This is a genomic window from Nitrosomonas sp. ANs5 (assembly GCF_050584665.1).
Classification (GTDB): domain Bacteria; phylum Pseudomonadota; class Gammaproteobacteria; order Burkholderiales; family Nitrosomonadaceae; genus Nitrosomonas.
This window is the reverse complement of record NZ_JBEUDO010000028.1, coordinates 1-20,487: the sequence shown is the minus strand read 5'-3', so window position 1 is coordinate 20,487 and position 20,487 is coordinate 1. Positions and strand designations below refer to the sequence as shown.

General features: G+C 52.0%; 15 protein-coding genes and 1 tRNA gene. 4 read left to right on the top strand and 12 right to left on the bottom strand.

Features of this window, described 5'->3' with window-relative positions:
• The first annotated feature begins 78 nt into the window (after nt 1-78).
• The 3 genes from hemF (at nt 79) to ABTW62_RS08325 (ending at nt 2,323) form a co-directional block, all read left to right on the top strand.
• Nucleotides 79-984, top strand: a complete 906-nt coding sequence (gene hemF / locus ABTW62_RS08335) for an oxygen-dependent coproporphyrinogen oxidase (RefSeq protein ID WP_430904122.1) — start codon at nt 79-81, stop codon at nt 982-984.
• A gap of 94 nt (nt 985-1,078) precedes the next feature.
• Complete coding sequence (locus tag ABTW62_RS08330; RefSeq protein WP_430904121.1) at nt 1,079-1,666, top strand: hypothetical protein; 588 nt, start codon at nt 1,079-1,081, stop codon at nt 1,664-1,666.
• A 219-nt stretch (nt 1,667-1,885) separates the two neighbouring features.
• Nucleotides 1,886-2,323, top strand: a complete 438-nt coding sequence (locus tag ABTW62_RS08325; protein WP_430904120.1) for an Hsp20/alpha crystallin family protein — start codon at nt 1,886-1,888, stop codon at nt 2,321-2,323.
• A gap of 123 nt (nt 2,324-2,446) precedes the next feature.
• Here the strand turns inward: ABTW62_RS08325 and ABTW62_RS08320 are convergent, their stop codons facing one another.
• Nucleotides 2,447-4,108 (bottom strand): ABC transporter transmembrane domain-containing protein, encoded by a 1,662-nt coding sequence (locus ABTW62_RS08320; protein WP_430904119.1) that lies wholly within the window; start codon nt 4,106-4,108, stop codon nt 2,447-2,449.
• Between the two features lie 262 nt (nt 4,109-4,370).
• On the opposite strand from ABTW62_RS08320, the gene rfbA reads away from it, so the two are divergent.
• Nucleotides 4,371-5,294 (top strand): glucose-1-phosphate thymidylyltransferase RfbA, encoded by a 924-nt coding sequence (gene rfbA, locus ABTW62_RS08315; RefSeq protein ID WP_430904118.1) that lies wholly within the window; start codon nt 4,371-4,373, stop codon nt 5,292-5,294.
• Between the two features lie 221 nt (nt 5,295-5,515).
• On the opposite strand, the gene ABTW62_RS08310 is transcribed toward rfbA, so the two are convergent.
• The 11 genes from ABTW62_RS08310 to ABTW62_RS08260 form a co-directional block, all read right to left on the bottom strand.
• On the bottom strand, nt 5,516-6,439 hold the full coding sequence (locus ABTW62_RS08310; RefSeq protein ID WP_430904117.1) for a prephenate dehydrogenase: 924 nt from the start codon (nt 6,437-6,439) through the stop codon (nt 5,516-5,518).
• Nucleotides 6,436-7,554: a histidinol-phosphate transaminase gene (gene hisC / locus ABTW62_RS08305; protein ID WP_430904116.1), complete on the bottom strand. Its 1,119-nt coding sequence runs from the start codon at nt 7,552-7,554 to the stop codon at nt 6,436-6,438. Before hisC ends, ABTW62_RS08310 begins: the two co-directional genes overlap by 4 nt.
• A 43-nt stretch (nt 7,555-7,597) precedes the next feature.
• Nucleotides 7,598-8,665, bottom strand: coding sequence for a prephenate dehydratase (gene pheA, locus ABTW62_RS08300; RefSeq protein WP_430904115.1), 1,068 nt, complete (start codon nt 8,663-8,665; stop codon nt 7,598-7,600).
• Nucleotides 8,666-8,913: 248 nt separating this feature from the next.
• Nucleotides 8,914-10,125 (bottom strand): 3-phosphoglycerate dehydrogenase family protein, encoded by a 1,212-nt coding sequence (locus ABTW62_RS08295; RefSeq protein WP_430904114.1) that lies wholly within the window; start codon nt 10,123-10,125, stop codon nt 8,914-8,916.
• The gene (gene serC / locus ABTW62_RS08290; RefSeq protein WP_430904113.1) at nt 10,118-11,224 is read right to left on the bottom strand and encodes a 3-phosphoserine/phosphohydroxythreonine transaminase; all 1,107 of its coding nucleotides are present in this window, start codon (nt 11,222-11,224) and stop codon (nt 10,118-10,120) included. The genes ABTW62_RS08295 and serC overlap by 8 nt, the downstream gene beginning before the upstream one ends.
• A 4-nt stretch (nt 11,225-11,228) precedes the next feature.
• Nucleotides 11,229-13,787, bottom strand: a complete 2,559-nt coding sequence (gyrA, locus tag ABTW62_RS08285; protein WP_430904112.1) for a DNA gyrase subunit A — start codon at nt 13,785-13,787, stop codon at nt 11,229-11,231.
• Between the two features lie 338 nt (nt 13,788-14,125).
• The gene (locus ABTW62_RS08280; RefSeq protein WP_430904111.1) at nt 14,126-16,792 is read right to left on the bottom strand and encodes an MMPL family transporter; all 2,667 of its coding nucleotides are present in this window, start codon (nt 16,790-16,792) and stop codon (nt 14,126-14,128) included.
• Between the two features lie 113 nt (nt 16,793-16,905).
• The gene (locus tag ABTW62_RS08275; RefSeq protein WP_430904110.1) at nt 16,906-17,535 is read right to left on the bottom strand and encodes an ABC transporter substrate-binding protein; all 630 of its coding nucleotides are present in this window, start codon (nt 17,533-17,535) and stop codon (nt 16,906-16,908) included.
• Complete coding sequence (locus tag ABTW62_RS08270) at nt 17,513-18,502, bottom strand: glycosyltransferase (RefSeq protein ID WP_430904109.1); 990 nt, start codon at nt 18,500-18,502, stop codon at nt 17,513-17,515. The genes ABTW62_RS08275 and ABTW62_RS08270 overlap by 23 nt, the downstream gene beginning before the upstream one ends.
• 402 nt (nt 18,503-18,904) lie before the next feature.
• The gene (gene hpnH / locus ABTW62_RS08265; RefSeq protein WP_430904108.1) at nt 18,905-20,068 is read right to left on the bottom strand and encodes an adenosyl-hopene transferase HpnH; all 1,164 of its coding nucleotides are present in this window, start codon (nt 20,066-20,068) and stop codon (nt 18,905-18,907) included.
• A 215-nt stretch (nt 20,069-20,283) separates the two neighbouring features.
• A tRNA-Ser gene (locus ABTW62_RS08260) sits at nt 20,284-20,371 on the bottom strand.
• Between the last annotated feature and the right edge of the window lie 116 nt (nt 20,372-20,487).

Here is a 20,487-nt window from a genome sequence, read left to right as displayed (position 1 = left end):
AAATTCCAATGCATGCAGGTAAAATGGGGCGAGAATCTAGCTAATGTCAATATTGTATCGGAGTCAACCAGGAGGATTATGAATACCGCACAAGTCAAAGAATATTTGCTCGGACTGCAGAACCGGATCGTGAGTGAGCTGGAACGAGTGGATGGTAAATCGTTTCGTCGCGATACTTGGGATCGGCCGGAAGGGGGCGGGGGGGCAAGTTGTGTGATCGAGGAAGGCCATGTGCTGGAACGGGGGGGCGTCAATTTTTCTCATGTTTACGGCAGCGGTCTGCCTGCCTCGGCGACTGCCGCTCGGCCCGAACTGGCCGGCAGGGCGTTTGAGGCAACCGGGGTCTCACTGGTGCTGCATCCGCGTAATCCTTATGCACCGACCGTGCATATGAATGTCAGATTTTTCGAAGCGACCAAGGAGGGTGCCGAGCCTGTCTGGTGGTTTGGGGGCGGGATGGATCTGACGCCTTATTATGGTTATGAGGAGGATGCAGAGCATTTTCATCAAGTCTGCCGGGATGCGCTCCAGCCATCAGGAGAAGCGTATTACCCACGTTTCAAGAAATGGTGTGATGAGTATTTCTATCTCAAACATCGCAAGGAACCGCGTGGTATCGGAGGCATATTTTTTGATGATCTGAATCAGCCGGATTTTACGACTTGCTTTGATTTGACGAAAAGCGTGGGCGATCATTTCTTGCCTGCTTACGTGCCAATTTTGCAGAAGCGGTATGAAACACCCTATGGCGAACGAGAGCGGGATTTCCAGGCTTACCGGCGCGGTCGATATGTGGAATTCAACTTGGTGTGGGATCGCGGTACGCTCTTCGGTTTACAGTCGGGCGGCCGGACCGAATCTATTTTGATGTCTTTGCCTCCTATTGTTAAATGGCGTTACGACTGGTCGCCCCAGCCAGGCAGTCCGGAATCCAAACTCTATACCGATTTTCTGATCGGCAAGGACTGGCTGGATTCGGCTTGAGATCTGCACGGCCAAGTTGCAGACGAATATCCTTGGATGAGGACGAGGCGCAGCTGCATACGATCAATCGAATCAAAGCAGGAAAAAACCAGTTGTGAATGAACGAATCAGTCAATTACTCGCACAAATTACTGTGTTGGAAGATGAGTTACGAGCGGCTCTGAACGAACAGCAATCCTCGATCGTTTTTCAGATCCAAGGAAAGCGAATTAAATTCGAGCAATCGATTAGGGAAGCGCATCAGCGTCTTAAGACAAATTTTTTTCGTTGGCTTGTTGTCAATCGTCCGCAAAATCTGATAACCGGGCCCATTATCTATGCCATGATTGTTCCATTGCTGATTGCCGATTTCTGTGTCAGCTTATATCAGGCGACCTGCTTTCCGATTTACGGTATTCAGAAAGTGCGTCGTTCAGACTATATCGTATTCGATAGGAAATACCTTAATTACCTGAATTCCATAGAGAAGTTTCATTGTACCTATTGCGAATATGCGAATGGTCTGGTTACCTATGTGAGGGAGATTATTGCGAGAACCGAGCAGTATTTTTGCCCTATCAAGCATGCCCGCAAACTCCTAGACACGCACTCCCGCTACGCCAGATTTATGGAATATGGGGATGCACAGGATTATCATGCCAAGCTTGAGGAATATCGCAGAGCGCTCATGAAAGGGAAGTGAGCGGTGGGAAATTTGGATCGGATTTGAGCTGGCAGACTTGAAATTGTCCAGAGCAAACGCATATTGGCTGTAAGTTGATAATCAACAGTCGGCCTGGCCTTCTGGTAACAGTGATGCAGGATGTTTGGCCAAGCGTTGGGCGCAGCAGGCATGTCGCACCGTCGCAGTAAGTGACAGCCAGTTGTTTTATGAGTGTGCTTGATTTGTATGGAGGCTATTATGGCAATTACACGATATGAACCATGGGGATTACTGACACAGTTGCAGCGTGAACTCGAGCGAGTCCGGGATGATGTCGGCGGTGAGGGCTCATCAGCGACTGCTGAATGGGCGCCTGCTGTCGATATCAAGGAGGCAAGTGACAAGTTTATCCTGCAGGCGGATTTGCCTGGAGTCAAGCCCGAGGATATCGATATCAGCATGGAAAATGGCGTGCTCACGATCAAAGGCGAGAAACGTACCGAAGCTAAAACCGAGCAGGAAGGGTATAAGCGGGTAGAGCGGACTTATGGTTCTTTCTACCGTCGTTTCAGCCTGCCGGATACCGCCAATGCCGATGCGATCACGGCAGGCAGCAAGAATGGTGTGCTGGAAATCGTGATTCCAAAACGGGAATCGGTACAGCCCAAGAAAATTAATGTAACCACTGCTGAATAAGCATAATGGAGCCTGTAGGCTCCATATTATGCTTCGAGTCATTCTCGGACAGCCTCCTAGGATCGTCTCTGGTCTTTGTAGCAGCCCTGTAGACAGATCCATGCTGACGGTTGCGATCCGCCGCTATCCATTCGGGTTGATTCGATAAGCATGATCAGCGAAGGCCAGCATGGCGGGCCGTGAAGACAGGATCAGCGCGGTTCGATTCTCGAGCAATATTGCCATCCCGGCGCGTAATGTGAGACTACTCATGTCGAAGTACGCGCGGGTTTCATCTAAGATCACAATTGAGGGGTTTTTAAGTAATGCCCGCGCGATGAGGATGCGCTGGCGTTGGTGGTCGGAAAGCTGCACAGCCGGATGATCCACTTTCGTTTGCAAGCCATGCGGCATTTCACGAATGAATTCCGATGCCTGACTGGCCTGGGCGGCTGCAGTGATGGCGGCTTCAGTACTGCAGCGCATTGCACCGTAGGCAATGTTAGCGGCCATGGTGTCGGTTAATAGGATTTTATCCGGCGTGACCCAGGCAATATGTGCATATAAATTCGTCCGGCTCATGCGCCCGATGGCTTGATTGTCAAGCATGATTTTTCCGCTCTCGGGGCGTATGAAACCGCAAACCAGATCGGCCAGTAAACGTTTTACCTGGTTGTCACTATCAATCAGGCCGATTTTCTTGCCGGGTTTGATGCTAAGTGAGGGTAATGTTTTGAGTTGGCCGCTGTTTCTGAAGCCGATTGCTTCGACTTTCAGTTCGCCCCTGATGGGCCTGTTCGCCGGCAACAACGGTGAAGATTCCGGAATCACCCCGGATTGCTGGTCCAGCAAGGAAAACAATGAGCGTAGCAATTGGCTGCATTCAGCCACTGTCGATCTGAGATCGATCAGCCGCAGCAATGGGAAGACGAGCAAGAGCATGGCTATCAGGAATGCCGCGGCATCATCCAGGGCCAGCTTGTCGAGCGTGAGTTGCTGAATCAGGTAGTAAAGAAAGGCCGTCAGCATGCCAATTAGTAAGACCATGGCCAACAACCCAACGATTCTGACTTGGCGTGCCTGCGCCATCGTGTCATCCTGATAGTGCTTAAAGAGACTACGCATGTGCTGGCTTTCCTGTTGATTGCTCTGATCCAAATGTATCGTTCTGAAGTGTTGTATCGTTTTGTGTATGACTCTGGATAGATCTGTCCACGTCTGCGAGCGTGTTCCGTGATGGTGAGCGCTGCCACGAGACATTTGAATGACCAGATATAATGCAACCAGCATGGCAAATACGAGCACTGCCATTTCCCCGTTCAGGTAAATCATGACGGCGAACAGCCCGATAAGGATCAGTAAGTCCCGGGAGAGATTGGTGCCCAGACGGTTTGCAAGGTGGCACAATTTTTCCATGTCTGTGAAAAAGCGTGCACTAATCGTGGTAGTGGAAAAATCATATCGGGCGTGTCGTAGTGCCAATAGTTTGTCGAATAATTGCATGCGTAATTCCAGCGCGAGCCTGTTGCAGATTCGACAGAGTGTGTGATGGCCGGCCAGATTGGCTAGAACAGCCGCTATCAAAAGGACTGTCAATAATACCGGGAGCTCCTGGAGCAATTGCTTATTGCCGCCGGGCAGGGCATGGATGAATAACTGACTGGTCACGAACGGAATGCAGGAAACGACCAAGGCAATCAGACTGCCGGCGAGGACTGTCGGAATGAGTGATGTCCAATAAGGTGCGCTCCATGCCAGGAAACGGCGGAGCGGTACTATTTCGATAGTCAATGGCTTGAATGACATGAGTAAGTGAATATCGATAACAAAAATGGAAAATATGGATGAAACTATATCAGCTCACAGGGCGGCTGATAATCAGCTTGGCCTATAATAGAAGCTTGGAACAGGGCTGTGATTATCCAGGCAGCATGCACTTGCCGGATTTGTGATCGACCGTATAGCCGAAATCATGTCTTTTACTGACGTATTTCTGGTGTGTTTGCTGTCATCTGCTTGGCCCGGGTTGTCAGGTTTGAGTATTTGAATTGCATAGTCAAGAGGATGAATGATCAAGCAACTAGAAACAGGGCGGGAAGCTTCTGCCGATTTTAACAGGAAAGGGATTATTCTCGCGGGCGGCTCCGGCACGCGGCTTTATCCCGTGACCCAGGTCGTCTCCAAGCAATTGTTGCCCGTCTTCGATAAGCCGATGGTGTATTATCCGCTCAGTACACTGATGCTGGCAGGGATTCGGGACATCCTGATTATTTCGACACCCGAGGATATTCCCCGTTATGAAAATTTGCTTGGGGACGGAGCGCAATGGGGGCTTCATCTTTCATATGCCGTGCAGCCTTCGCCTGATGGATTGGCACAGGCATTCATCATTGGCGCTTCATTTATCGGGAACGATCCGAGTGCGCTCATTCTGGGCGATAATATTTTCTACGGACATGATTTTCACCATCTGCTCGGCAGTGCCATGCGACGAACCAGCGGTGCCAGTGTATTTGCGTATCATGTCCATGACCCGGAACGCTACGGCGTTGTGGAATTTGACCGCGCAGGGCATGCGATCAATCTGGAGGAAAAGCCCAAGTGTCCTAAATCCAATTATGCGGTGACCGGTTTGTATTTCTACGATCAGGACGTTGTGAGTATGGCCAGAACGCTCAAGCCGTCCGCACGGGGCGAACTGGAGATTACCGATATCAATTTACTGTACCTTGCAGAAGGCGGACTGAACGTGGAAATCATGGGGCGTGGCTACGCCTGGCTGGATACGGGTACTCACGAATCATTGCTGGATGCAAGTCAGTTTGTGGCCACGATTGAGCGCCGTCAGGGGCTCAAAATTGCTTGCCCGGAAGAAGTTGCCTACCGGAATAAGTGGATTGATCAGGCGCAACTGGAAAAGCTCGCCCAGCCTCTGGCCAAGAATGGCTATGGGCAGTATCTATTACGGATCCTCAGGCAAGCTTCTTTGTGAGCCGAGCCGGTGTGCGGAACAGGGAATAGGTTGACGACGGACGTGCTGGGCAGAAATGCTAGGAGGCTGTCCGAGAATAGACTGATCTACTGCGGACGAGCCTGATTGGCCGGATTTTACGATCCTTTTCGTTAAATAGAACGACTATTCACCTCAAATGATCGAAGAATCCAACTCAACCAGCCTCGCCCTTGCTACGATCGCTATTCTCGGACAGCCTCCTAGGAAGACTGATTTTTAGTCTCAAGCCAATGCCTGCGAGTTTCCCGCGCTTCGGCAAATAACCGCTCCAGCGCCTGGTCATCATGCTGGACCAGCATTTGGTGGAGGTTTGAGAGCTGGGCCTGATAGGCCTCGATCTGAGCCAGCAATGCTGCACGATTGTCTTGACAGATATCGCGCCACATTTCCGGTGAACTGCCGGCAATACGCGTCATATCATTCAGGCTGGTGCCCGCGAGATGCAAGAGTGCCATCGGATCATCTCCACCCAGGGTGCGGATATGCTGCATCAGCGAGAACGCCAGCATATGCGGGAGATGGCTGATCGCGGCAAGAATCTGGTCGTGCCGCTCGACTGGCAGGTGTGAGACTTTCGCGCCGCAGTGCTGCCATAGGGTCTCTACGAAAGCGAGCGCTTGTGGACTGTTTTCCGGCAACGGGGTCAGAATGAGTGGTTTGTTGCGAAACAGGTTTGGATCGGCTGCCTGGACACCGCTGAATTCTGTACCCGCGATCGGATGCGCAGGTATGAACCGGTCTAGGTGTGCGCGCAAGTGGGTGCGAGCGGCCAGCACCACATGTTGTTTGGTGCTACCTACATCCGAGACAATGGTGCCAGTATCGAGATAGGGCGCCATGTTAGACATGACATGAGCGGTTTGCCTGACGGGCACGGCAAGCAAAACGAAATCGGCTCCTGGCAGAGCGGCAGCGAAGTCGTCAGTGTATTCGTCAATGACGCCCAGTTCCAGCGCATGCTGCATGTTTTCGGGACTGCGTCCAATCCCCAGGACATGCTCAACAAGGCCAGCCTGGCGCAGGGCCAGGGCAAATGAACCGCCGATCAGCCCTACGCCAATGATGACCAGTTTCGAGATGCGCGGGGAGGGCGGGACAGCGGGTGCAGTTTCTTTACTGATCAACCAATTTCCTTTAGTGCCTGTTCCAGGGCAAACAGAAATTTCTTGTTTTCTGCTTCCAGGCCAATCGTGACCCGCAAATGATTGGGCATGTCATAGTTGCTTAGAGGACGGACGATAACGCCCTGCTGCAGGAGGTTTTTGTATACCTTCAAGCCGTTGGCTGGATTGCCGGGGATATGAAAGCTGACGAAATTGCCATAAGAGGGAATATACTTGATGCCCAGCTGGCGCAGGCCGCTGGTCATTTGCAGCATGCCCGTCCGGTTGGTCGTATAAGAATGCTTGACGAATTCGACATCTTGTAACGCCGCAAGCGCACCAGCCAACCCGATACTGTTGACGTTGAAAGGCTGGCGGATGCGGTTCATGAGATTAGCCAGATCGGTATGGGCTAATGCAAAGCCGACCCGGACACTGGCTAATCCATAGGCCTTGGAAAAGGTTCTGGTAATGACCAGATTCTGAAAATTCTTCAACCAGGCAATACTGTTGGCTTTATTGGCTTCCGGCAGATATTCGTCATAGGCCTCGTCCAGAATGACCAGTACATCCTGCGAGATCCGTTCCATGAAACGCAGTAGATCCCTTGCTTCGCAGAGGGTGCCAGTCGGATTGTTGGGGTTGGCGATAAATACGATCCGGGTTTCCGGTGTGATCGCGTCCAGCATGGCCGCCAGGTCATGGCCAAAATCTCGCGCAGGCACACAGATTCCAGTCGCACCGACGGCCTGAGCCAGCAGGGGATAGATGGCAAAAGCATACTGTGAATAAATCGCGGCGGCACCGGGTCTCAGGAAAATGCGGGCGGCAAGCTCGAGCACATCATTAGAGCCATTTCCCAGCACGATTTGCTCGGTCGATACCCCTAAACGTTCGGATAGCGCCTCTTTGAGCTCGTAGCCACTGCCGTCCGGGTAACGTGCCGCTTCCGAGAGCGCTTGTATCATGGCCTCTTTGGCAAGCGAGCTGGTGCCGAGCGGGTTCTCATTGGAGGCGAGTTTGATGACTTCGCTCTTGTTAAGCCCAAGATCCCGTACCAGCTCCGAAATGGGCTTGCCTGGCCGGTACGGTTGGATGGCCCGGATATATTCCGGGGCGAGTTCGCAAAGGTTCATAATAATTCGGAATCAGTAATATTTTTAAGAAGGATAAGTGATTTCACGCAGCAGGATAAGAGCCCAGTATCTTCAGAAAAGTTGCGTTGCTGCGTAACGTCTGGAGCGCTTTGGCGATATGCTCATCTTCCTGATGGCCTTCGATATCCACAAAAAAGACATAGTCCCACAGATTTGCACGCGAGGGGCGTGATTCCAGGCGAGTCATGCTGACCCGGTGGTGGGCCAGGGGGGCCAACAGCTCATGAATCGCACCCGGCTTATTATTGGTCGCCATGGCCAGTGAAGTTTTGTCCTTGCCGGAAGGCGCAATATGCTGAGTGCCGATAATCAGGAAACGCGTGGTGTTATTGGGGTTGTCCTCAATGTTGCGGGCGCAGAGTGTCAGTCCAAATACCTCTGCCGCTTGTTTGCCGGCGATGGCGGCAGCATTTTGATCAGACGCGGCCAGACGGGCTGCATCCGCATTGCTGGCGGCATCGATGCGATCCATGGCGTGCAGGTTGGGCAGATTCTCGTTGAGCCATTTCTGGCATTGCGCAAATGATTGTGGATGCGAGTAAATTTTCTTGATCTTGGCCAGCTCGGAATGTTGTGCCATCAGACATTGATGCACAGACAGTTCGATTTCTCCACAAATTGTTAGGGGTGTCTGCAGCAACAGATCCATGGTTCTGCCGACAGCGCCCTCGGTCGAATTCTCTACCGGTACCACACCGTAGTGGGCCGTTCCGGATTCCACCTTGCGGAAAACATCGTCAATAGAACTGCTGGCAAGCGTATTAATAGCACTGCCAAAGCGTTTGGTGACCGCTTCCTCGGAGAAAGTCCCTTGTGGTCCAAGATATGCGACGGTAAAGGGCTCTTCCAGTGCGCGACAGGCTGAAATGATTTCGGTAAAGAGTTGGGTGATGCGCTCATGGCGCAGTGGTCCGGCATTCAATAGTTTGAGGCGCGCAAAAATTTGGGACTCGCGCTCCGGCCGATAGGCAGCACCAGATTTTTTTTGCCCAATTTCTTGAGCGAGCCGGGCGCGCGTATTGAGCAGTTTGAGTAGTTCATTATCGATTGCATCGATTTCATCGCGCAATCGTGTCAATTGTTCAGTCATCGAGTATAAATTTGCAGTCTGTCAACCGGAAAAAGCGTTTAAGTCGGCCGTTATTTTTGGTTGTCACGTCTCTCGCCAGGTTTGTTTATTGCGCAACCCGGGGATCCCAACTGGACGAGCTTGAAAGCTGTGCAATGCGATGCGTAACACCATCATCCATTGGGTGCGCTTCGTTTGGAAATAACAATTTATTGTTTTCATAACAATCATTAGCATGCCACTACCGGCCGGGCTTGAATGGGTCATGGTTATAGATTTGCGTTGAAGGATGGCTCGGGTAAATAACGCACCATGAGAACACCGCTGATCCCGGCGATGGCCGTAATGGTTCCCGCCGGGACGGGGTTGTCGGTATCAACCAGGGTATAGGCCATTTCTCCCCGCGATTTGTTGACCATATTATGAATATTCAAGCCGGCATTTGCCATGCAGGTTGAGATCTGTCCGAGCAGATTGGGAACATTGGCGTTGGCAACAGCAATCCGGAAAGGGGATTCCCGCTCCATTGTGACATCCGGGAAATTAACAGTATGCAGGATATTGCCATTTTGCAAATAGTCAATGATCTGGTCAGCGATCATCATGGCGCAGTTCTCTTCTGCTTCCTGGGTCGAGGCGCCGAGGTGAGGAAGCGTAATGACTGCTGGTTGATGTTGTAATTTCCGGCTCGGGAAGTCGCAGACGTAATACTTGATGGTCCCATTTTCGATACCCATGAGTATGGCATCCTCATCAACGATGGCGTCGCGGGAGAAGTTGAGCAAAATAGTATTTTTCTGCATACATGCCACCAGGTTGCGATCGATCAGATGGCGGGTGGAGTCGCTGAGCGGGACATGTAGTGAAATAAAGTGACTGCGGCGTACCAGATCTTCGATTTGATGTGCTTTTTGCACTTCTGCCGAGAGACTCCATGCAGACTCGACCGTGATCTTGGGATCGTAACCGAGTACTTTCATACCGAGTTTGAGCGTTGCATCTGCCAACAGGCGGCCAATTTTGCCCAGACCTACGATGCCCAGCGTCCGGCCAGGCAATTCCATGCCGGAAAACTGCTTCTTACCGGCTTCAACTTGTTCGTGCAGGGTTTGATCGTCGCCTTCTAGGTTGTCGACGAAGCGCAGGGCAGGAATCAGGTTGCGTGACGCCATCAGCATGCCGGCCAGCACGAGTTCTTTGACGGCGTTGGCATTGGCGCCAGGCGTGTTGAAGACTGGGACGCCGCGCGCATTCATCCGGTTGACCGGAATATTGTTGGTGCCTGCGCCTGCGCGCCCGATTGCGATGACGCTCTCGGGAATGTGCATCTCATGCATGTTATGGGAGCGTACTAATATCACATCCGGATCGGTCATGTCCTGGTCGATCTGGAAAAGCTCGGGAGGGAGGCGCTTGATTCCTACTGCAGCGATCGCGTTGAGAGTGAGAACTTTGAAAATCTGGCGTGTCGTGTCAGGCATGGGTTTGCTCGAATTCTCGCATGAATGTTGTCAAAGCCAATACACCTTCCAGCGGCATGGCGTTGTAGATCGACGCACGCATGCCGCCAACAGATCGATGGCCTTTCAGTTGTATCAAACCGCGGGCCTTGGCTTGCTGTAAAAAAACTTCGTCCAACCGGGCGTCATGCAAGGTGAAGGGAACGTTCATGCGCGACCGGTCGGTTTTAGTGACCGGGCAGCGATAAAAGTCACTGTTGTCGATGCGCTCATAAATGAGGTTGGCCTTAGCTATATTGCGTTGTTCCATCGCCGTCAGGCCCCCTTGTTTTTGCAACCAGTCCATGACCAGTCCCATGATATAGATGGCGTAAGTGGGTGGTGTGTTATACATGGAGGCATGTTCGGCGTGCGTCTTGTAGCGATACATACTGGGCGTCCCATCAAGTGGGGGAAGATTCAGCAGATCCTCTCGAATGATGACGATGACCAGTCCGGCCGGGCCGACATTTTTTTGTGCACCGGCATAAATGAGTCCAAATTTGCGTATATCAAGTGGCCGGGAAAGGAAATTGGAAGACATGTCCGCCACCAACGGAATGTCTCTGTCCCCGCCGCTCACCGCGGATAAATCAGGGGTCCACTGAAACTCGACGCCGCCGATGGTTTCGTTGGGGGTATAGTGAAGATAAGCCGTATCAGGCCCGATTTTCCATTGATCGAACATCGGTATGGAATTGAATCCGTCTGGCTCTGACGAAGCCGCAATATGCACGTCGCTGTAGCGACTGGCTTCGGCAATGGCTTTTTGTGACCACTGACCGGTATTGATGTAGTCGGCACAATGTTGATCACCCAGAAGATTCATCGGCACCATGGCAAATTGACTGGATGCCCCGCCTTGTAGAAAAAGCACTTTATAGTCTGCGGGGATATCCGCCAGGGCACGTAAATCATGCTCGGCTTTCTCTACTATGGCCATGAACTCTTTGCCGCGATGGCTCATTTCCATGACTGACATGCCGCTGCCATGCCAATCCAGCATTTCGTCACGAGCTTGTTGGAGAACTTCCTCCGGCAAGACGGCCGGTCCTGCGCTGAAATTGTAAATTTTTCTCATGACGTTATATGCTCGGTGAATTTTCGTCAGTTTCAACGATTCTTTCCAATCCGGCAAGTTTTTCACCCGCATCCAGATTGATCAGGGTAACGCCTTGCGTTGCCCGGCCCATCTCGCGAATTTCGCTGACACGGGTGCGAATCATAATGCCACCGGTTGTAATCAACATGATTTCATCATTGGGCTCGACGAGCTGTGCCGCAACAACTTTACCATTGCGAATATTGGTATTAATCGCAATCATACCTTGAGTGCCGCGGCTGTGCCGGGTGTATTCGCTGATAGGCGTGCGTTTACCGTAACCGTTTTCGGTGGCAGTCAGCACCGTCAAGTTTTCGTTATCAGCAACCAGCAGGGAAATCACTTGCTGGCCCGCCCCAAGTTTCATGCCGCGTACGCCCCGCGCACTTCGTCCTACAGGACGGACATCATTTTCATCGAAACGCATGGCTTTACCTGCATCTGAGAATAGCATGACATCGTGTTTCCCTTCGGTCAAGGCAACACCAATCAAGTAGTCCCCATCATCTAGGCCGATTGCGATGATGCCACTGGCGCGCGGCCGTGAAAATTCGGAGAGCGGTGTTTTTTTGACCGTGCCATAGGCTGTTGCCATAAAGACATAGCGGGTGTCGTCAAAGGATTTGACCGGCAAGACAGCATTGATTTTTTCATTGTGTTCCAAGGGAACCAGATTGTTGATCGGTTTGCCGCGCGCGGAGCGACTCCCTTGCGGGACATTGTATACCTTGATCCAATAGATACGTCCCAGACTGGAAAAGCACAGAATGTAATCATGCGTGTTGGCGATGAACAAATTGTCGATGAAATCATCTTCTCGGGTGGTGATGGCCAGTTTGCCACGGCCACCGCGCTTTTGTGCACGATAATCATCCAGTAACTGGGATTTGATATAACCGGCATGCGATAAAGTGACCACCATATCGGCCGGGGTGATCAAATCCTCGGTATTCAGTTCCTGAGTATCGATCACGACTTCACTGCGCCGGGGGTCGCCGAATTGTTGCTTGATAGCAGTGAGCTCTTCACTGATGATGGTCGTGATGCGCTCCGGGTTTGCCAATATGTCCATGAGATCGATGATCTTGTCAATGATCTCCCGGTATTCCGTGACGATTTTTTCTTGCTCGAGACCAGTCAGGCGTTGCAGCCTGAGATCGAGAATGGCCTGAGCCTGCGCATCCGACAAACGGTAGCCCTGATCCGACAGGCCGAACCCATCTGCCAGTGTATCGGGGCGGAAAGCAGTGGCATCCATGGTGGCACGCCGTAGCATTTCCTCAACCAATTGCGAACGCCATGGTCTGGCCATCAGGGCTTTTTTGGCTTCGGGTGGATTGGGTGCTGCCTTGATCAAGGCGATGATCTCATCCACATTCGATAGTGCGACGGCCAGGCCTTCCAATAGGTGGCCTCGTTCCCGTGCTTTCTTGAGTTCGAACAGTGTCCGCCGTGTGACGACCTCGCGCCGATGCCGCAAGAAGCAATCCAACATTTGCTTGAGGTTGAGCAAGCGCGGCTGGCCATCGACCAGGGCGACCATATTCATGCCGAATGTATCCTGCATCTGTGTTTCTTTGTACAGATTATTCAGGATGACTTCAGGCAATTCTCCCCGCTTGAGCTCGATGACGACACGCATGCCGGATTTGTCCGATTCATCGCGTAAATCGGAAATGCCCTCGATTCTCTTGTCGCGGACTAATTCACCGATACGGATCAATAAATTGGCTTTGTTAACCTGGTAAGGTAACTCATCGATGATAATACTCTGGCGGTGACCTTTATCGATGTCCTCAAAGTGCGTGCGGGCCCGCATCACCACGCGTCCTCTCCCGGTCTGATAACCGCTTTTTATCCCGGCCGTGCCATAGATGATGCCGGCTGTCGGAAAGTCGGGCGCTTGAATGTAAGTCATCAATTCGCTGATATCTGCTTCAGGATTTGTGAGCAGCAGCATGCAGGCATCAATAACTTCGTTCAAGTTGTGCGGAGGGATATTGGTGGCCATTCCCACTGCAATACCCGATGATCCATTGATCAATAAATTGGGTATCTTGGCTGGTAGAATGAGCGGCTCTTGTTCCGAGCCATCATAGTTCGGCCCGAAATCGACCGTATGCTTGTCAAGATCAGCCAATAACTCATGCGCAATACGCGACATCCTGATTTCTGTGTAACGCATGGCGGCCGCATTGTCGCCGTCAATCGATCCAAAATTGCCCTGACCGTCTACCAACATATAGCGTAAAGAGAAATTCTGGGCCATGCGCACGATGGTGTCGTAGACAGCGGTATCACCATGCGGATGGTATTTACCGATCACGTCACCCACGATACGAGCGGATTTTTTGTAGGGCCGGTTCCAATCGTTGGATAATTCATGCATGGCGTAAAGCACGCGACGGTGGACAGGTTTTAATCCATCGCGTACATCGGGCAGGGCTCTGCCCACGATGACACTCATTGCATAGTCGAGATAAGAACGCCGCATCTCCTCTTCAAGGCTGATGGGCAGGGTTTCTTTTGCGAATTGATCCATGTATAGACTTCGGTAAGGGTGAAATAGTGTTAGCCAGGCCGTGTATGAGGGTTTTTACTAGGGAGATGGTGCAATAACCACGTAAAGAATAGTCATGATCTGGCTAGTCAGAGAATTTTCCGTAATGTGCTTTTTCAGGGAATAACTGAATCAACCTCCATGCTTCATCATGCATAGGTGCAGCTTTGACTGCGGAACCGGGGAGTGACATAAAAAATCATTCCGGCTCATCCCGGCACGCCATCCTTCCGGAGCATCGTGCCGCTGTTTGCCTTGTAATGGTGAGAGGGGATCATGTTTCCCTGTTTAACATAGACTGATAGCGAGTCATTTTAGCATCAAGCGCTTGGTTTACGTTTGTTGATTGTCATGGACGGCCTGTCCAGTACTTGCAACAGGTTGGGCAAAATGAGGAATACACAGATCAGGATGAAAAACACGCCTATGGCGAGCAGCAATCCCATGCTGGCAGTTCCCAGATGAGTGGAAAAAGTCAGACTGCCAAACCCTGCCATCGTCGACATGGCGCTGTAGAAAATTGCACGCGCCGTGCTGGTGTGCAAGAGACTGTGTCCAGTCAAGTGATGATGGCGGCTACGGGTCACCAAGTGAATGCTGCTGTCGATGCCGATGCCCAGTAACAATGGCAAGGCAATGATGTTGGCAAAGTTGAAAGGAATGTGGAATACAACGGTTGCCGTAACGGTAAATAAGGCGGCCAGTAGCAGCGGGACCAGGACGAGCACGGTTGAGGTCACGCTCCGGAGCAACCAGAGCAATGTGAACACAGCGCCAATCAGTGCCAGCGAGAAGGCCTGTATGAAGGCGTTTACGACCGCTTCGCCGGCTTCAAGAATGATTGCAGGGGTGCCGCTGACCTGCGGTGCGTGCTGCTGTACCGAGCGAACAAATCTTCGCAATGCTTCGTTATCGTCGATATTACTGGCGGGGTAGGCCAGGACAAGATAGTCGCCGGTTGCACTCTGCCAGCGCACGCGCAGAGATTCTGGAAGCGTTTGGATATCAACTGTATCAGCAGTCAGTGCTTTTTGTAGGCGTTCGAGCGAATCGGGCAGCAATCCCAGCAAATCATGATTAATCGCTTCCAGTAATGCCATGGCTTGAGGCGGATTCATTGCGATCAGATGCGATCGCAATGCGCTGATGGCGGTGCCAAGTTCGTATGCGGCGGGTGAGACGGGGTGCGCCGGCCTCTCCGCCACAAAACGTTCCAGGGATTGTTGTAATGTCTCCAATATCGCCTGCTGTTGTTCGATGGAATGGGTATCTGCCCGCTGCGGAATTTCCGCAAAAAAATCTGGCCCCAGTGTTAAGGCAATATCATCGATCAGGGCAAGCTTTTCGGTTTGCTGCGCGGGCACGAAATCCGAGATGCTGATCACTTTGTCGACTTCGGGCAGCTGGGTCAGTTCCCGGGTTAATTGCTCTGCTTTTTCGAGGCTGTGTACTGGAATCGCTCCAAACCAGGGCGTCTGATCCTTATCCGCCAGCAGTTCGCGGAAGGTTCGAACGGCTTCCCCTTTCGGGTTGTTCATATTCAGCAGGTTGTGATCAAACTGCACATAGGGCAGTGTTGCCGCCGAGGCCAGGGTTGCCAGCAGGGTAACCAGTAAAACGGTCCTGGGTTGGCGTAACCAGCGTGTCGCCAGCCATGACGCGATTGTCCTTGTGTGATGCGCCTCCGGTTTGACCGGCAGGAAGCGTTGCAGTGCGGGGACGACGGTCAGGGTGACAACCAGACTGATGAGCATGCCTGTGCCGGAAATTACACCGAGTTCGGCAATGCCGCTATAGTCCGTGGGGGTAAAGGCATAGAAGCCGATCGCCGTGGTGAGGGCGCAAATGATCAATGACCGCCCTGTATCGCGTCCTGCGATCAACAGGATTTCCGTGCCGGGACGATGGTCTTTCGCCAATTCAGCATAGCGCAGCAGCAGATGAATCGCGTAATCCACGCCCAGCCCGATATAGAGTACGGCAAATGCAATCGAGATCAGATTGAGATGGCCGACAGCCACGGTGGCAAAGGCGGCAGTCAGCATCAGTCCCAGCATCAGACTGACGAGTACCGTGATCACGGATCCGATCGAGCGCAGCGCGACGAGCAGTATGACTGCAACACCGATCAGAGCGATGACGCCAGCATCCTGCGCGCCGTGCATGGCACTGTTGAGCTCCTCGTGTGATAAGGCGATATCTCCCGTGATGCGCAATCGGGTAGCATATTGACCCTCCAGATCAAGCGCGCGCGCAGCGTCGCGGATGGTGGAGATGATCTGCTCAGCTGGAAAAAGTTGCTCAAAATCCAATTCCGGTTTCAGAGTGATGAATTCGCGATAGCTGGTTTTTCTGTCATCTTCCTGAAACAATACCTGCCAGGATAAGGGCTGTCTTGTTCCACTTTCATTGGCTTGGAGCGTGGTGGCAACATCCCGCAGAATTGCGGTCAGTTCCAGTTCCCTGCCTGTGCGCAGTGCTTCAATTGCCTCATTCAGCACCTCTAAAAAGGCATGGAGTGTCGGATCACGCGAGATTCTGGCGATCAGTGGCTGGGCGGCGGATAGCCGATCAGCCAGTTGCGCCAGTTCATCGAGGTCATTGTAGAGCAGACCGTTGATTTGGAAAAATTCTTCACCACTGAGGTGGTGTATTTCCCCGCTGCTAGCGGGATCGGCCTGCAAAAAGGTAGTCAGCCGTGTGGCGGCCTGATGCGCTTGCTCAGGTGTGGGTGCATCCAGTACCAGTAACAGCGTCTCATCGTATTGAGGGAAGGATGCATTGAAGCGCGCGAGGTTGACGCGAAATGGCAGATCCTCGGAAAGCATATCTGCCGTGTCGGTATAAATACCCAGATTGCGCGCAGTGTAGCCCGCTGCAATGACTACCATCAACAGCATTGTCAACAGGATCCAGGCGGCATGACGATATGAAAATTCGATCCAGCCAAGAAAAAGTCGCTGGCTGTTGCTGTATGGGTTAGGCATATTGAACCTGGAATTCTGAGTTGATCGCTATTCTATATAGATAACATATTGTTATACAGAGAATAAATTTTTATTTTTCATTTGGCTGAATTCCCGACTGATGCCGGTGTTGGTCAATCCTGACCCATTTGGGCGGTTTTCTCTTCCAGGATGCCAATCAAGGTTTCGATATCATCCTTCTGTAGGACGGCGTTGTATTCGGCCCGCTTTAATGCAAGGTCACTGACGCCATCGACTACGATATTGATAATGCGCCATTGATTGCCGACATGGTGCAGCACATAATCAAAGGTAATGGTCGTGCGATCAGCTTGAATGAGCTGGCTACGCACCAGTATGCGTTCGCGTGGCAGCTGTCGTTGTTCGATGAGGGTAAAGCGCTCGCCGTCGTGCCGATCGAATCTGTCCGCATAAGTGGCGATACTATGCTCCGAGAACGTTTTGATGATGGCTTGCCGCTGCTCGGTGCTCAGCCCGGCCCAATGCGCGCCCAGCGCGGTGCGAATGATCGTAGCGAGATCATGTGATTGTTCGATAACGGGCGCCAGTAACTTCAGACGCCCGGCGTAGCCGATTTGCTGCCCTTGCTGCATGGCTTGGATGAGCGTCTCTTGAAGTATGGCGATCACTTGTTCAGGGGTTTCCTGATGCGGTTGCTCTGCCCAGGTGCTCGTTACCGTGGACAGCATGGCTGCAATTAACAGAAAACCAAGCATTTTTTTAATCATTGTGGAGAGTCTCATAGTTTCGATTTTTCCATTGGGCGCGTTGGCCCCGCCAGTAGCGAATTGCTGAGGTCCAGGTCATCATCAGATAGAGCGTGCCGATTGCAGGCAGTGCCAATACCCAGAGTAATGAACAGCGGTAGAACCTGAGCGCCGGTATATAAACGACCGACATGGCCAGCCAGGCCAGTATCCCCGTGACGAGGAAGATTGTATTTGATGAAAGCATGACGGACATGGGCGCAAACCAAAACATGCTTGTCATGATCATGCTGCATAATAGCAGCAGGGGTAAGGAGTAATAAAGTTGTGTATAGGCGGTTCGTGCGACCATGTTCCGAATCTCTCCCAGGTGATTATAACCCCGGTGGCTTTGTGCCGCATGGCTGAGCCCAATCCAGGTTCTGAAACCGGGCAGCTTGATTTTTTTTGCCAGCGTGCAATCATCAATGAGTGCGTCATGGATACTGCCAAATGCATCGATAGCCTGAAGCGCCCGGGTTTCGACCAGCATACATCCTCCCGCAGCGGCCGCCATGCGGGATGTCGAGTCATTCGCCAGCTTGAACGGATATAGCAGTTTAAAGAAAAAAATAAAAGCTGGTATCAGCAGGCGCTCAAAAAAACGTTCAGTCGACAGTTTAGCCATCAAGGAAATCAGCGATAGTTTTTCCTGCCGCGCTTTATCGAGAAGAGCAGCCAAGGTGCCGGGTGCCAATGTGATGTCCGCATCCAGCAGGAGCGTGTAGCGGGTATGCGCTTCCCGTAATCCCTGTTGCAATGCCCAGAGTTTGCCACTCCAGCCTTTTGGCGGGGATGTGCCGGATATGACATGCGCGCCTTTCTGTCTTGCCAAAGCGGCGGTGTTGTCATCCGATTGATCGTCGATGACAATTATTCGCAGATCGTGACTTTGGGCTTGTAAGCCGTCTAAGGTTTGTGCAATGACCTGCGCTTCGTTGCGTGCCGGAATCAAAACGGTCACTTCGCTAAATGCCCGGGTTGTCGTATCAGTCCCGGTTGGCCTTTACTGAGGTTCGAGCAACTCGCGGGCGCGCCAAGCCTGCCATGGGGCCAGCAAAATCACCCACCAGAAAAACGTGCCGGCAAGCGCCAAATAGATTGCAACTGTGCTCATTGCTACAGATAGACTGGCATACGTTCAGTACTAAAATTGTTCTTGAGGTGCGTGACTGGCTGCCTTGAATGCATGACGGGCCGCGACTCGATTTCCTGAGGCGTGTGCTGAAAAACGCCACCCTTTTTCCGCTTGCTGCGTTTCTGCCGCCTCAAGCCAGGGGCAGGCGTTTCCGGATCATCAGTTCTCTGCGCCCCAGTCGTTTCCTGACGGAGGTGGTCAGGGTGGCAGCCCGGCAGTGCCGTTTGCTTAGCTGTCCGAGCGCGAAGAGTTGTCCTGCGATGATGCGGAAGCCTTGCGTTCAACGGTCACCGGCAAGGGAAAGGCCGACTGTTTGCTGCCGTTGTTTGGAGACAGGTTGGGCTTTTGTGAGGGATCCGGTGCCATGGGGCCATCGGTACGAGGGCCGCGCATGCTCACACGCAGTGCTTTTATCGGATGATCGAAGGTGTCGTTGATTGCAGTGGGTTCGAAACCGCAATGCGCCATACAATTCGCGCATTTTGGATTATTCCCCACGCCATATTGATCCCAATCGGTTTCTTCCATCAGCTCGCGAAAGCTTGTTGCGTAACCTTCATCTACCAGTAAATAACAGGGCCGTTGCCAGCCGAATAGATTGCGCGTGGGATTGCCCCAGGCCGTACACTGGTAATTTTGATTGCCGGCAAGAAAGTCCAGATAGAGACTGGAATGATTGAATTTCCAGGGTTGTTTGCGCTTCTTGCCTAGCTGAAAAATGGTGCGGAACAGCCGCTTGCTAACAGAGCGTTGCAAAAAGACATCCTGACGGGGGGCATGCTCATAACTGAAGCCGGGTGAAACATTGATGCCCTCGACCCCCAGTTCGGTGGCGGTATCGAAAAATTCAGCTACTTCTTCTGCGGTTTCTTGTTGAAACAGGGTGCAATTGACCGTGACTCGGAATCCTCTTTCAAGCGCCTGCCGAATGACTGGAATTACTTTGTCATACACGCCTTCCCGGCAGACGGAGGTATCATGCCGCTCCCGGTTGCCATCCAGATGAATGGAGAAAGTCAGGTAGGGTGATGGCTGGTAGTCATCCATGCGGCTGTCCAGCAGGAGCGCGTTGGTGCACAAATAGACAAACTTCTTGCGCTGGATAATGCCTTGTACGATCTGAGGCATTTCCTTGTGAATGAGCGGCTCTCCACCTGCAATGGAAACAACCGGCGCCCCGCATTCGTCGACCGCGTTCAAGCATTCATCCACGCTCAAGCGGCGACGCAGCGTTTCCTCTGGATAGTCGATCTTGCCACATCCCGCGCAGGCCAGATTGCATTGAAACAGAGGTTCGAGCATCAATACCAGCGGGTAGCGTTTATTACCCTGTAGTTTTTGTTTTAGAATGTAGCTACCTACGCGATATTGCTGCAAAAATGGGACGCTCATTTAAAATTTCTCCATTTATGGGGATGCGAATCTATTCTGTTTGTTTGGGCGCTCTCACCGCCAGACGCTGAAGCATGACGACGGGTCATCAGAGCAGAGACCAGTCCATATCTCGTCAGGCGTTCTTATTGTCGTAAGAGTCTTGAATAAGCACATAGGATAAATGCAACGCTGGTCAGTATCGTTCTGGTTGGTTCAGAAACTTTCTGGATAGGTGGCGGAAGAGGTGGGATTCGAACCCACGAACAGTTTCCTGTTGCTGGTTTTCAAGACCAGTGCCTTCAACCACTCGGCCACTCTTCCGATACTATTTGACTTCCAGTTTTCATACTTTGCTGAATTATGCGCATGATACCTGCTCATGGCGCATTTTACCAGTGAGCGCTGCTGCAGCAACCTTGGAATAAATCCTATAATGT